The following is a 14066-nucleotide window of genomic DNA, read 5'->3' as shown; positions in this document are numbered from 1 at the left end:
ATGATTACTGTAACGAATCTATCTAAAAAAATTGGTGACGTGCAAGCACTTGATAACCTCAGCTTCAGCGCACATGACGGTCATATCACGGGTTTACTTGGCCCTAATGGCGCAGGTAAAACCACCTGTCTACGCACTGTATTTGGTTTACTTGCCGCCGATGAAGGTCATGCAGAAATTGACGGCATTGATGTCGCTAAAGAGCCAACTAAAGCCAAAGCACAACTGGGCTTATTCCCAGATCCATTTGGCCTCTATGAGCGTTTATCGCCTAGAGAATACATCAGCTACTTTGCCGAGCTCAGTGGCATGTCAAAAAATGACGCTAAACAAGCAACCCAAGATGTGATTGCTCAGCTCAAACTTGAAGATATTGCCGATAGACGCTGCAAAGGGTTTTCTCAAGGCCAGCGAATGAAAACTGCATTAGCGCAGGCTATTGTGCACAAGCCAACCAATATTATTTTGGATGAACCGACTCGTGGTTTGGATGTGATGAGTACACGCTTACTGCGTGACATTTTGCTCTCGCTCAAGGCCGCTGGACACTGCGTGCTGTTTTCAAGTCACGTTATGCAAGAAGTTGCCGCACTTTGTGACCAAGTGATTGTGATGGCAGACGGTAAAGTCGTTGCCACAGGCAGCCCAGAAGAGCTTTGCCAACAAACAGGCAAGGATTCACTTGAAGATGCATTTATACAATTAATTGGTACTGACGAAGGGATCGCAGCCTAATGAAAACAGTTATTGCAATGGTTCGCAAAGAACTCATCGACGCCATGCGCGACAAACGCTCTGTCATGGCTGGACTTTATTATGCTATCGGCACACCGCTATTAATGTGCGGCATGTTTATGGTGTTAATCGGACAGTTATCAAGCCCAGAAGATTTAAACATTAATATTACTAACAGTGACAATGCGCCTGATTTAGTCCGTTTTCTCAATAATCGCGGCATCAATGCCTCGACAGATGAAGGTGTCAGCGTAAAAGATGTCAAAGACATTGAGCTTATTATTAGTGACGATTACGCCGAGAATATGGCTAAAGCTAAACCTGCTGAAGTGACCTTAATTGCAGATAACTCTAATGAAAAGCTACAAAAATCAATTCGTAGAGTTGAGCTACAGTTGCAAGCTTACAGCAGTGAAATGGGCAGTTTACGCTTAATTGCACGCGGAATTAATCCAGCGGTTGTACAGCCAGTTAAAGTGATTGTAGAAGATCAGGCGACACCTGACTCTAAAGGTGGCTTTATTCTCGGCATTGCCATTTTCACCATGATTTATTCGGTGTTTATCTCTGGCATGAACTTGGCCATTGATACTAGTGCCGGTGAACGTGAGCGTAACTCACTCGCCTTGCTGCTAAGTCACCCAATCAGCACCAGACAGTTAGTGTTAGGTAAAATTATTGCGGTCACCTGCTTTGCTTTACTGGGCTTGCTGCTGATCTTGCTGGTGTCTAAATTCGCTTATACCTTTGTCCCTTGGCAGGAACTCGGCTTTAGCGTCAACATCTCGCCTGACTTTATGGGACTAATGCTATTTATTGGCATTCCACTCGCCATCATGGCGGCAACGTTACAGCTGTTTGTGTCTTTCATGGCCAAAAGCTTTAAAGAGGCCCAGTCTTATTTAACCATGGTGCTATTTGTCCCATTAGCCTTATCCATGGCTGCCAGCTATAACATTGCCCCAGATGTATTGGAATGGCTGCCTGTATCAGGTCAGCAACAAGCACTAATGGCCTTTATTAAAGGGCGAGAAATCCCAATGCTGCAGTTATTGGTGTCTTCAGGTGCCACATTAGTCTTGTCAATTGCACTTGCATTAGGGCTAGAGAAACTGCTGAAAAGCGAGAAAGTGGTTTTTGGTTTATAAGCGTCGATAACACAGGTCATTTTGCTGAGCTTTATCAGCAAATGGCCTCAATCGTCATTGTTATTAACCCAAACTTGGGTTCATCAAATAGAAGGAGTTTATTATGGAACAAGAATACGCCATTGTGGCCTTAGTTATCATCATTACCCTGGGCACAACTGCCACGGAAATGTTTAAGCATTACGTCAAGATAAAATCGACAAAACATGACAAAGATAATGATGCTGAAATCAGCATGCTTCGCCAGCAAAATAAAGAACTGCAAACGCGGATCGCTACGCTAGAAACCATTGTCACTGAGCCAGGTTATGATTTAAAGCAAACTATCAATGGATTGTAAAACCTTGCCAACACGATTAAAAAGCCAATAAAACCACCGATTTTATTGGCTTTTTGTTTATCTATATTTTAAATCAGCAGCAAGTATGGGTATTAAATTTTTGTCGATATGCTCTTGGCGACAAGCTAGTTAACTGAATAAATAACTTCCTAAATGAGCTGCTATCTTCATAGCCCACTCGTTCAACAATTTGTTCAATCCCCAGTTCCGTGGTTTCAAGTAATCGCTTGGCCTCATCAACTCGTAAACGTTGCATATAGCTCGCAGGTGTTTCATTAACGGCCTTTTTAAAGCGTCTTATTAACGTGCGTTTACCTACCGCAAATTTATCGGCAATGTCATCCAACAACCAATGTTGATCTAAGTGCACTTGCATCCATTGCTGCACTTTATGAATCAATTCATCTTTATGTTGCTCAGGGTTAATACTCATTGTCATAAAAGGTTGTTGTGAACTCCGATTAGGATCAATCAATAAGATTTTCGACATTTGCTGTGCCATTTGCTCACCCACCAAAATCGAAATCAAGTGCAAAGCCAAGCTTAAACTGGATGTGGTTGCTCCAGCGGTATGTATATGGCCATCTGAAACCACCAATGAATCCATGCATAACTGAACATCTTTAAAGTTACGTTCAAACATTTCACTTAGCCACCACACAGTGGTTGCACGGCGCTGGTTTAATAACCCTGATGCGGCTAACAATAATGTCCCCGAACAATAAGCCGCCACAGGTTTTCCTGTTTCAGAAAACTGTCGTAATGGCGCAAATAATGGCTCGAAATCACTCAAAAAATGCTGAAACTCATCTCGATTAGTCACAAAGGCCGATGCCAATATCACCGCATCAGCTGCGAGAATATCTTCTTCATGCTTAAGGCCCTTAGCGGGTACTTCTATGCCCTGATTCGTCATTACTGGCCCACCATGGGCAGAAATAACATGACAATGAAACAAGTCCTCAGTGGCATCTGGATTCATTCTGCGCCAGTAACTATTGCAGAAACTAAACACATCTAGAAAACTCATTAAGCCACTGGCGACAACATTACCCGCAGCCATAATGTAGATCGTTTTCATCTATCGTACCTCAAATGTCAATTTTGACCTTATATTTGTCAATAATGACACTTACAACTCATTTGTCTAGTTTTTATACTGGGCTTATTCATCATTGAGGTACTCAGTAAGGAAACGAGCAATGAAAAGTATCAGTTCAAATTGGTTAATCAGCGTAAGCTATTTGTTGGTAAGTTGGGGCTTATTACTTTGGCTAAATTTCAGTACTGAGCCCAGTATATTTGCGCACTTGATAGCAATTCCAAGTTTAGTGCTATTCGCAGGCTATAGCGCTAACTTGATCCTAAGGAAGGGGATTTGACTGTGCGATACAAAGTACTAGCCACAAAAAAACCAGCCGTAGCTGGTTTTAATATTCGCAGATTTGAACTGCTGTAAGCTTAATTAATCTGAATTCAGATTACTTCGCTTTCGGTCTAAATGGCTTGATGACTGACTCGTCACACTCTAAGAATGGACCGTCCATTAAATCGATGCAATAAGGGATCGCAGGAAATACTGCATCTAAACATTCACGAATAGACTTAGGCTTGCCAGGTAAGTTAACGATTAATGAGTCACCACGTAAACCAGCTGTTTGACGAGACAGAATAGCCGTTGGTACAAACTTTAATGACTCGGCGCGCATTAACTCGCCAAAGCCAGGCATCATGCGATCACACACAGCTTCAGTCGCTTCTGGAGTCACATCACGCTTAGCTGGCCCAGTGCCGCCAGTTGTCACGATCAAGCTACAGTTTTGCACATCAGCCATATCAATTAACGTAGCTTCAATATCAGCCGTTTCATCAGGAATGACCTTATAAACAGGTTCCCATTCAGATGTTAAATACTCATTTAGCACATCAATAATGGCTTTACCTGAAATATCTTCGTAGATACCTGCACTCGCACGATCGCTTACCGTAACAATGCCGATTTTAGCTTTGGTCATGACAAAATCCTTAAACTTGATCATTTAATGGCTGTAAGTCTACATAACACTATAGACTTTAGATGTGGCTAAAATACCACAATTTTCAAGCAGAGACGGAGAGATTGATCAAGAGTTGCAAAACATGGGTCACTGCAGCTATGCCTTGTTCAAAAATAAGACAACGTAATTCGCTGAGGTTATAAACGACTCGCAAACCAGTATCGCGGTTTCCAATAAACGTTATCCATGCTTGAAATTATGACGCCTTTTTTAGTCGACACGTGCAAAAAGCGATGCCCAGATAAATACACCCCAACATGACGCCCACTACCTGTGGTTTTGAAAAACACTAAATCTCCACTTTGTAAATCACTTTTAGCCACTCGGGTTCCCAAACTCGTTTGCCCTTGCACAGTTCTTGGAATACTTGGACCAACAAGATCTTGATAGGCCACATACACTAAACCAGAGCAGTCCAACCCCTTCTTAGTTAATCCACCTAAACGGTATGGCGTCCCCTGCCACTGCAGGTGAAATTGTAATAAACGCGCTTCGTTCCACAATCTTGAATCAACATCACCTAATGATGATGCTGCAGCGGCGTTATCAGGAACTGTAATATGATTGCTGGCACAAGCTGTCAGAAGAACACTCATAATGAGCAGTAAAATTAATCGTGACATAACAATATCCACCCAGTATTTAGCTCAAAATCAGTATAGATTTGTATTAAAATAACACGACCAATTCCCATGTAGGCTAAATGAATTAAAGCGTGAGTTAAACCGGCCAAGGTCTATAAAAACCTACAAATCATTAATAATTAATCACCGATACAAGCTTTGAGTACATTGTTGATTATGACGTTCTGTGTGGGGCTCCTTCAGTATTATATGATCTGAGTAAGCAACCTAATGACATTGAAACGGCTAACATGCCTCCTAAATTAACATGTCTCATTATAAAGTCGCCTCTTATACCACCATGATTTCGTCATCTCAGCTTATCCTAATAATGAGTCAGACATCTAGCATGCTTGATTACACTACCACTTGCTTAAACAGGTTTTGGACAATAAACAAGCCAATGAAGCAGGCAATGGCTGATAAAATCGGCGTAATCACCCACCCCACCAGTATTTTACCTAGAACAGGCCATTGAATCGGTAACCGCTTTAAGAAGGCAATACCAATAACAGCACCAATGACCGCCTGAGAACTCGACACTGGCACTAGAGGTATTGCAGGTAAACCCATGTTCACAAAAGCATTAGACAGCGACTGAGAAGAGAAGATAAACAACACAATAGAGTGCGCCATTACTACCACCCATGCTGTCACTGGTGTCATCGAGATTAAATTGCCACCCACCGTCATCATCACTTTTTTAGAGTAAGTAAATACCCCGACACTAATGGCAACAGCACCTAAAAAGAACAGCTGCATTGCACCGCTAAACTCAATACCCGCAAATTCAAAGGCATCAATAGGTGCGCTGAGCACAAATACGCCCATCACATTAGCAATGTTATTAGCACCTAAACTATAAGCACCAAATGCACCTGCTAATATCAAACCAATACGTGTCCACTGATCTAATTGAAATAAACCAGGTCGCCACCAATCAATCGCGCGTGTCACAGCTTTATATAAAATAACTGCGGTGATGGCAGCAAGAATTGGACACATCACCCACGTACTTAAGATTTTAGTCAATACTTCAGGGTCAGTTGCCATGCCACTAAAGAGGTTCCAGCCGATAATAGCCCCGACAATCGCTTGACCTGTCGATACGGGTAAACCTGACTTTGTCATCAGATATACAGTTGTCGCAGCCGACAAAGCCACAGTAAATGCGCCGCCAATGGCAGAGACTTTACCTAAGGCACCTAACGTATGCGATGCACCAGCACCACTGATCACTGCGCCCAGAATCACCATCACTGAACAAATCATTGCCGCCGTGGAGAACTTAACCATTTTAGAACCGACAGCAGTGCCGAAAACATTAGCAGCATCATTGGCCCCTAACGACCAACCTAAAAACAAACCACTCGATAAAAATACCCAAATCGCAATATCCATATTATTCACTCCTACTGAACCCGTTTGAGAGTAAATATGGCAACCCGATCACTGATGTCTTCAGCTAAATTCGCCACTTGATCTATGCGGTCAAAAAAGTATCGCAACTGGACTTTATTAATCAGCGGTAAATCTGTATCGAACAAGATAGTTTTCGCCCGCGTACAGGCTTTATCCGCATCACTTTCAAACATAATCACTTTCTGGTGATATTCCTGTACGCGCTGTAAGTCGGTAAAAAAACTTTTGGCGCACAATATAGTGTGATCTATGGTATTGCCTACCGCATTCAGTAGCACCATGAGGCCAGCCTCAACCGCTTGAGGAATAAGTGGCTTCTCGATTTTTAAATGTAAGCCTATGGTTTCCTGTTTATTGATAATCCGGTCGGTTAAATCAATCAGCGAGGCCACATCACTGCGTAAATCAGGGATCAGGGTTTTACGATATAGCGTCTGTTCAATTTCACGCTTGAGGACATCAGCTTCATGTTCAATAGACTGAAGCTCTGTTAATGCATTTTCAAACTCCTCGCTATTAGCTCCGTGAGCTAAATACATTTGCCACATATAAACAAACTTATGTTGGGCGAGTGTGACTTGATCGAGGAATAAATACACATTGGTTTCGGTAGACTGACTCTGAGAAAGAAGCGTAGTGATCCGAGAAAAGCCAAACATGGCATCTCCTTTGTTAGGGTTAATTAAGGGGGGAATTAAGATGAGAAATGACCAAGCACTACATCAGGGAGTGATGGGGGCGCAGTACCTGGTCATTGGATGAACTCAGTGGAACTTACTTAGTAAATCCTTTACTCATTTTAAAGGTAGAGCTGGTTTTCGAGCCGCTATGACCATGTTCATATCCAACAGCTTCAATTTGTTGATATAAATGTTGGTACATCTCCTCTAAGCGCGCTTTATCTTTCACATGGCCCTTAAATGAAAATTCATTAAAGCTGATACGTGGCTTGCGGTAATATGGCGTCCAGACTTGAAAATCGACTTCAACATCATCAAACCGTTTGTCTTTTACCGTGCCTTCCCAACCATGAGTTCGCATAACCATGGTTTGGATTAAGTCGGCTTTATTTGCTTCATAAATATCACCAACAATCTCCCACATAGCGGTATTGCGTTTTAAGATGGCAAATACCGCTTCCATATCGACATTTTTCACATCAATGTCAGCAGGTGAATAAGGAATATCATAGCTCACACTGTAAGCCGCTTTACCTTCGGTATAGTCAATCTCAGCTTTACGGTAATTCGATACATCACCAAAGCTTTGTGGATCGGCAGCGCGTAACTTGACTGTGATTTTACTCTTACGTGGTTTACTTAAATCTTCACGTACTCGAATATTGATCGATTTAGCTTTAAAAGCGCGGTTAGGCGTATCAATATAAGTCACCAACTTTACTTTTAAGCGTTCTTCTAAATCAATGAAATTAAAAGCTTGTTTAAAATCATCAGTTTGTTTCGAAGCCGCATAAGGCAGTGTTTTAGCCGTGCCAGTATTCACATGATACTCAAGTGAAGTGAATGCATCAGGCGATAGCGCATAGGCACTCGAACTTAAACATACATTCACTAGGCCGATTAAAAATAGATTATTTCTCATCAGAATTATCCTTCAGTTAAAATGCAAACTGCAATCTTGCTTGGAAGATATTGCCATCTTGGTCGTACATTTCTACGCCATTAATATCTGTGTATGGTTTTTGGTAATCAGCTTGAGTATGCACATAGTTAAACTGCGCTTTGAGGTTGTTTTCTAAGTACCAATTCACACCAAGGATATAATCCGTTTTTTCACCGCCAGTGATACCAGCATCTGTATCATCAAAGTTTGCCACATCAACACGAGCTGCTAATTCCCATGCGCCATAGCCACCAGCAGAAATTGCATTGGCAGGTTTAATCGATTTAAATTTCCCTTTCTTGCCACTGTAATTCCATTGTTCACCCGTTAAGGTATAAACCGCTTGTAAGTAGTAAGCATCAACTGTCACAGATTCATCATCAATCTGATCAGCCATTGAAGTGACATATTCACCTTGAATTAATAAGTTTCTGTGCTGATAAGCCACCTCTAAACCATAGCTTTGTACTGATTCGGCATCAAATTTACCAGTATCAATGGTGCGGCTGACAGGCTTGCTGCTAGGACGAGCACGGTAGCGCGTTTCTACAGCTTCACTGTTATTGTTGGTGCACATACCACTGACACCAAGATGCAGTAAATGGTCACTGTTATTAATCGGCGCCATGGTAAAACGGCCGTTATAGACATCTTGCTTAAAGTTTAAGTCGTCGTCATTAATATTGGCAGTAGTACCGTAGCCCAACACCAAGTTGTAATCATTACCTTTATAAAGCCACTGCACGCCGACATTACGATCAGGTGCAAATGTATCTGTACTTGCACGCTCTAAGAAAGCTAAATGTGCCGAACTGTTCGTGGCTTCAAGACCAAAACCATATTTCTGGAAACCCATGGTCAACTCTGAATTTTCCCAGCCGCGATAAGTCACGTTCGCATCTTTCACTTCAACTTCAGACTCGCCATCAAAATCAAATTCTAACGAGTATTTCCATACATTTGAAAAGTAGCCTTCGACCCCAAATCGAACACGACGAAAATCGACTGTATTGGCTCCACCTTCAAACTCACGCTTACTCCCAGTGTAAAAATCATCGTAGTTAACATAGTCCAATTGAATTCGACCAGAAAACTCCATGGTAGATTTACCATCTTGAGAAATGAACTCTGGTGACGGGCTGCTGCTAGAGAATTTTAATCTATCTTTTTTGTTAGCAGCATCTTGGGCTTCAATCAGCTCCATTTCTAACGCATCTAAGCGTTCTTCTAATTCTGTAACGCGATCGGTATCAGCCGCCATAGTGGCACCTGAAAAACAAAATAATGATATTGCTACTGCTTTAGCAACTCCTGAAACTGACAACACATTTTCTTTGCTCATCTTCATCTTCCTTAGATTATTTTTATTACTTAATTTGGAACAAAAATGTTTCTATCTCGTTAGCCATAGAGTAGAACTACGGCTGTAAAAAAAACATGATCAATATCAACTAATTACAACTTAATCTTACAATCTTGTGCGAAAAGTGATCTAAGACGAAATGTAAAATAATCCAATTGCAGATTTTTTTAAGTCAGCCGAAAGCGACTTATGAAAATCATATTCTCATAAGCCACTCTTTTTGCATGCTGTTGATTTAAATGATTATTTATATATTAATTATTGAAAGTTTTTGTCAATTAAAAACCAATACTAAACTCAACAAGTGCTTATTCGACTTGCTCTAATCTATGAATACCTTTGCGACTTGTGGTTAATTTATATCGATAATAACTACAACCACTGTCAGTTTTAGTGACTAAAACAATGTTGATAGGATAGACACTATGCACATTGTGGAGCTTAATATTACTCTCCGTTTCCTCCCAATGTGATCGCACCATTCTTGGCAGTAACCGTAAACGCTTACTTAAATTAACTGTAAGTTTATCTTTAAACTTAAACTGGGAATTTGGTTGTGAATGGGTATGCGATGTATAACTTCGCTTATAGACGAGCGCTTCTTTAAAGCTATGGCTTTCTGCCCGATAAAAGCGTTTACGTAATGCATTTACTTTTTCAGGTAGCTCAGCAGGTTTTTGTCGGTATACCGCCTCTTTAGCGTCATACACTAATTGGCTGGAACCGTGTTGATAGAATCGATAATGATGCTGTGAATACTTAGAGAAATATTTCTCCATTAAGTAATTACGCCCCAACTCTTTAATCCGGTCTTTGAAGATATACGACAACACCAGAGAGAAAAAAAATGGTGTAGAAAAATTGCCAAAAGCTTTTTGAGTCGCAAAGGCGATACCTGTAGCAAATGCCATTGCTAATGCGGCTGCAAAACCAAAGATCAATTGTTCAGCCACTTCACCATCTTTAAGTTTCTTACGAGTTAATTGGTGTGGACGATGGATCACCCGTTTAGCGATGTGTAATCGATTAAGTAATTTCTCTCTTCCAGCTTCTGAGGTAGGAGATAACTTAATCTTCAGTATATCGGCATCTACGCAAAGCCGTTGTATTTGAACAGTCAGCCAAAGCTTATCTTCTTTACTGGCCTGGTGTTTAGCCTGTAACAGAGATTGATGATAGTGATACATTAATAAATGTAGTGCCAACTTAAATAGCTGACCTTGGGTGAGTAATTGTTCGTTATCGTGGATCCGTGAAAATTGCTCTATTTGATCACCGATATAGGCCAACTGCGCTAAGCTAGCATTCTCTTGTAAATCAACAATACCACTGACAAATTCAGACAACGCTAGTACATAACGACTCTGATTAGCTTGGGCGGAAGCATAAGCAGTTTGCTTAATAATGAGTAAATCACGGTCAATGGTGTGACAACTAATGGGCTCGACTTTGACCAATTGTTGTTGTTGCAACAAATTGTGATAAAAGCTGCTTTTATTCATGACGTCGCTATTGTCAGCTAGTTTGGCAGGAAAGAAAAAATAGGCCTGCAATTGTACTCGACTTAATTCAGGCGGAATATCCACCTGAATTGTTAAGTGGTACTGATCAGCTATCGATAGCGACAACATGGTTTCAGCCTACCATTGCGTAAATGGTTGCTTCATTAGCATAGAGTTGTAATAACGTGCATCACCCGTCACTTCTTCTGCTAACCAGCTTGGCTTATTGACCGTTTGTGCTTCGTCAGTTAATTCGACTTCAGCAACGGTCAATCCTTGGTTACTGCCGTAGAACTCGTCGACTTCAAAGATGTGTCCTTGATGATCAACGAGGTATCGGGTTTTATCGATAACACCTGGTTCGCAGATTTTCAGTAGTTCTTGCGCCTCTTCAACAGAGATCTCTTTTTCCCATTCATAACGCGACGCACCTGACTCATTACCAATACCTTTAATCGTTAAAAACCCTTTGTCACCTTTTACACGCACTCGCACTGTGCGCTCAGGCACGCTACTTAAGTAACCTTGGATAATACGAACCGACTTACCCGCTTGTGCTTTAAATTCTTCACTTGATACTAAATACTTGCGTTCAATTTCTTGTGCCATGATAGCTATGCCCTATTTATAAAAAAGTATGATGATGTAATGCTCATGCAAGCTTAATTAGCTAGCGGTAGGTTCTTCATACCGATAACGCGCTTAATCGCTTGAAGGTAATTAATGTTTTCAACACCCGCTAAGCGTAAGTCTTTAACTGTGGTGTGAATGTCATCTAATTCTGTTGATTCACTGTTTACGCTGACAAGTCTTGCGCCATTGACTAACACATTTGCCACTTCACAGATGGTGTTATTGACCATATAACCAAAACGTTCTTTATGAATTTTAACGGCTTGTAAATCAGGATGGGCGTCGATGATAGCGATAAATTCTTCGAAGCTATAGCTGTCTTTGGCTAATGCAGGTTGCTCCACCATGAAAGCAGGGAAGATTTCTTGTTCTAACTGAACTTTACTGATCGGAAATTCCGCTTTTAATTTTGGATCCCACTGCTCTAAACCATCTACGGTTTGTACGTAACTTTTAACGTCCATTTTGCCATCGCGAATCTTAGTGTTATTCAAATCATTAGTGCGAGACATAATATAAATTTCGTCACTTTCACGACGCCATACCTTTTCAGGAACCGGAACAGATAGGCGCGCCATACGCTCTGCGGCTTCAGTAAAGTCTTGCCCAAAAGTACGGAACTCAAAGCGTGGTTTAGAAATTTCACCAATTGTTAATTCAGACATACTGTTTCCTTTAAATTTATTTCGTTTGTTATTAAGTACCCATTTACAGTACTCCTGTGTTGAGTAAAAAAAACAGATCTAGATCATGTTTTATTAATTTTAGTCTCAACCTAATCGTACACAATAAAAATATAAGCAATTACAACCCAAGCAAAAAACCTTTAAAAACAACTAAATACCATAAGCAAAAAACCACACCGATAGTTAGTAAAAATATTAATTAAAAACTATTAAGATAATTTATTGATCTTGATCCATTTTTATTACGGCTTTAACGGTTATGGTTATTGCAAATGGAATATAGCTTAAGGTCACAACAAGATGAGCAAAGAGATAACGGATAAGATTGATCCACTTGATATGAACCAATACAAAATGGAACGGCTACCTGTCAGATCAAAAACTAACTTCGAGTTATGGTTAGCTAAAAGTGGTATATGGATAGCGTTGGCGGCATTTATCTTTTTACTGACGGGCAACCCAGCCTCTTTTTTGACAGATTTTGACTCATCAATGTTAAGCAAGTCAGCTGCAGAACATTTTCACAATGTCGGCCTGACAGAATTTAGCTGGCATGGGCAGGCGATGTTAGCCATTTTCTGCACTGCGGTTATTTTATGGATTACTGAACCAATCCCCAATTATCTCACCTCATTAATGGTCATTATTGCCTTAGTTCTGACCGGTGTACTGCCTGAACGCCAAGCCTACGCCCAGCTTGGGCATCCAATTATGTGGTTAAACATTCTATCTTTCATCCTAGCTTCCATGTTGGTGTCTTCGGGTGCTGCAAAACGCTTTGCCTTATGGTTTATCTGCCGTTTTGGTACCAGTGCGACACCGATTTTTTACAGTTTTATGGTGATTAACTTAGCCTTGTCTGCCTTTATTTCTGCGACCACAGCAAAGGCTGCGATTTTGATGCCTATTTTTATGGTGATTGCTGCGGTCTATGGCGCAAGAGGCGGAGAAAATAAAAACAACTTCGGCCGAAATTTAGTCCTGCAAAACCTATTACAGATTAACTTATGTGCTGGTGCGTTTGTCACAGGCTCAGGTGCTAACCTATTAGCTGCAAGTCTGATAGCTGGTGCTATTGGCGGCAGTTTCTTCTTTGCCGACTGGATGATAGTCGCCATGCCAATTGTCATCTGCATGATTGTGATTGGCTGGTTACTGGCAACGAAGGTCTTTTTCCCACTGTCACCTGAAGAGCGCCTGCCACAAATCGAAGGAGGGATGGAACGCTTACAACAAGAATTAGATAAAATGGGTAAAGTCTCGTTCCGTGAGATTAAATCTATCGTGATTTTTGTGACTATTTTAGTTTTTTGGGCCACCGACAAATACCACGGCGTCAGTGCAACTGCGATTGCATTCATTGGGGCGATTGTCGCATTAAGCCCGCGTATTGGGGTTGTGAACTGGAACCAAGTCGATGTGCCTTGGCATTTATTACTGTTCTCTGCAGGTGCATACACTCTAGGTGCAGGCTTTAAGCAAACTGACTTACCTAACCTTGCGGTTAACTTTAGCCTTGAATACTTTGGCTTAGATGAATCAACACCATTTAGCGTGTTCTATATTATGCTGACAGGCGCGATGCTATTAAGCTCACTGGTATTCCAATCTAAAACCATGCGCACTATGCTATTTGTGCCCATTGCCATTGGTATTGCTCAACGTTTTGATTTTCCAATTATGAGCTTAGCTCTACCTGTGGCGCTGTTAATCGAGCACGTTTATGTGCTGCCATTTAACAGTAAGCCAGCTTTGCTGCTTTACTCAACCGATCAATACAGCTTAAGTGACAGCTTTAAGTTTGGTTTTACCATGTTGATGATTGGTTGGGCTACCAGTATTTTAATGGGTGAGACTTGGTTTAAGTGGTTAGGATATGCCCCTAACGGTGTTTTTTGGTAAGATGGATTTTGTGGTAATAACTTAACGATAAT

The 14066-nt window shown here is 41.1% G+C and carries 14 protein-coding genes; 4 read left to right on the top strand and 10 right to left on the bottom strand.

Features of this window, described 5'->3' with window-relative positions; translation table 11 throughout:
* The 3 genes from Q4600_RS15810 to Q4600_RS15800 all read left to right on the top strand — a co-directional run bounded on the left by Q4600_RS15810 (position 1) and on the right by Q4600_RS15800 (position 2223).
* Positions 1 to 735 carry an ATP-binding cassette domain-containing protein gene (locus Q4600_RS15810; protein ID WP_102531647.1) on the top strand — a complete coding sequence of 245 codons (735 nt, stop codon included), beginning with the start codon at positions 1 to 3 and terminating at the stop codon, positions 733 to 735.
* The gene (locus Q4600_RS15805; protein ID WP_102527553.1) at positions 735 to 1883 is read left to right on the top strand and encodes an ABC transporter permease; all 1149 of its coding nucleotides are present in this window, start codon (positions 735 to 737) and stop codon (positions 1881 to 1883) included. Before Q4600_RS15810 ends, Q4600_RS15805 begins: the two co-directional genes overlap by 1 nt.
* Positions 1884 to 1986: 103 nt before the next feature.
* Positions 1987 to 2223 (top strand): hypothetical protein, encoded by a 237-nt coding sequence (locus Q4600_RS15800; RefSeq protein WP_102527552.1) that lies wholly within the window; start codon positions 1987 to 1989, stop codon positions 2221 to 2223.
* A 73-nt stretch (positions 2224 to 2296) separates the two neighbouring features.
* Here Q4600_RS15800 and Q4600_RS15795 read toward each other — a convergent pair whose 3' ends face one another.
* The 10 genes from Q4600_RS15795 to Q4600_RS15750 all read right to left on the bottom strand — a co-directional run bounded on the left by Q4600_RS15795 (position 2297) and on the right by Q4600_RS15750 (position 12111).
* Positions 2297 to 3304 (bottom strand): GlxA family transcriptional regulator, encoded by a 1008-nt coding sequence (locus tag Q4600_RS15795; RefSeq protein ID WP_303517098.1) that lies wholly within the window; start codon positions 3302 to 3304, stop codon positions 2297 to 2299.
* 400 nt (positions 3305 to 3704) lie between these two features.
* Positions 3705 to 4238: a molybdopterin adenylyltransferase gene (gene mog / locus Q4600_RS15790; RefSeq protein WP_153912954.1), complete on the bottom strand. Its 534-nt coding sequence runs from the start codon at positions 4236 to 4238 to the stop codon at positions 3705 to 3707.
* 179 nt (positions 4239 to 4417) lie between these two features.
* Positions 4418 to 4903 (bottom strand): C40 family peptidase, encoded by a 486-nt coding sequence (locus tag Q4600_RS15785; RefSeq protein ID WP_303517097.1) that lies wholly within the window; start codon positions 4901 to 4903, stop codon positions 4418 to 4420.
* Between the two features lie 357 nt (positions 4904 to 5260).
* Positions 5261 to 6304 (bottom strand): inorganic phosphate transporter, encoded by a 1044-nt coding sequence (locus Q4600_RS15780; protein WP_248956660.1) that lies wholly within the window; start codon positions 6302 to 6304, stop codon positions 5261 to 5263.
* Between the two features lie 11 nt (positions 6305 to 6315).
* Positions 6316 to 6984 (bottom strand): DUF47 domain-containing protein, encoded by a 669-nt coding sequence (locus Q4600_RS15775; protein ID WP_303517096.1) that lies wholly within the window; start codon positions 6982 to 6984, stop codon positions 6316 to 6318.
* A 115-nt stretch (positions 6985 to 7099) separates the two neighbouring features.
* Positions 7100 to 7927, bottom strand: a complete 828-nt coding sequence (locus tag Q4600_RS15770) for a hypothetical protein (RefSeq protein ID WP_248956658.1) — start codon at positions 7925 to 7927, stop codon at positions 7100 to 7102.
* A 16-nt stretch (positions 7928 to 7943) separates the two neighbouring features.
* On the bottom strand, positions 7944 to 9290 hold the full coding sequence (locus Q4600_RS15765; RefSeq protein WP_303517095.1) for an OprO/OprP family phosphate-selective porin: 1347 nt from the start codon (positions 9288 to 9290) through the stop codon (positions 7944 to 7946).
* A 329-nt stretch (positions 9291 to 9619) separates the two neighbouring features.
* Entirely contained in the window at positions 9620 to 10942 is a 1323-nt protein-coding gene (locus tag Q4600_RS15760) for a hypothetical protein (protein ID WP_102527543.1), read from the bottom strand.
* 9 nt (positions 10943 to 10951) lie between these two features.
* Positions 10952 to 11422, bottom strand: a complete 471-nt coding sequence (locus Q4600_RS15755) for a CYTH domain-containing protein (RefSeq protein ID WP_102527542.1) — start codon at positions 11420 to 11422, stop codon at positions 10952 to 10954.
* A 53-nt stretch (positions 11423 to 11475) separates the two neighbouring features.
* Positions 11476 to 12111, bottom strand: coding sequence for a hypothetical protein (locus Q4600_RS15750; RefSeq protein WP_102527541.1), 636 nt, complete (start codon positions 12109 to 12111; stop codon positions 11476 to 11478).
* Positions 12112 to 12432: 321 nt separating this feature from the next.
* Between Q4600_RS15750 and Q4600_RS15745 the strand changes: the two genes are divergently transcribed.
* Positions 12433 to 14034: a DASS family sodium-coupled anion symporter gene (locus tag Q4600_RS15745; protein WP_102528899.1), complete on the top strand. Its 1602-nt coding sequence runs from the start codon at positions 12433 to 12435 to the stop codon at positions 14032 to 14034.
* The last annotated feature ends 32 nt before the right edge of the window (positions 14035 to 14066 follow it).

Source organism: Shewanella sp. 2_MG-2023 (assembly GCF_030548905.1).
Lineage (GTDB): Bacteria > Pseudomonadota > Gammaproteobacteria > Enterobacterales > Shewanellaceae > Shewanella > Shewanella electrodiphila.
Note: the sequence above shows the minus strand (reverse complement) of the source record. Positions and strands in the feature narration are given on the sequence as shown.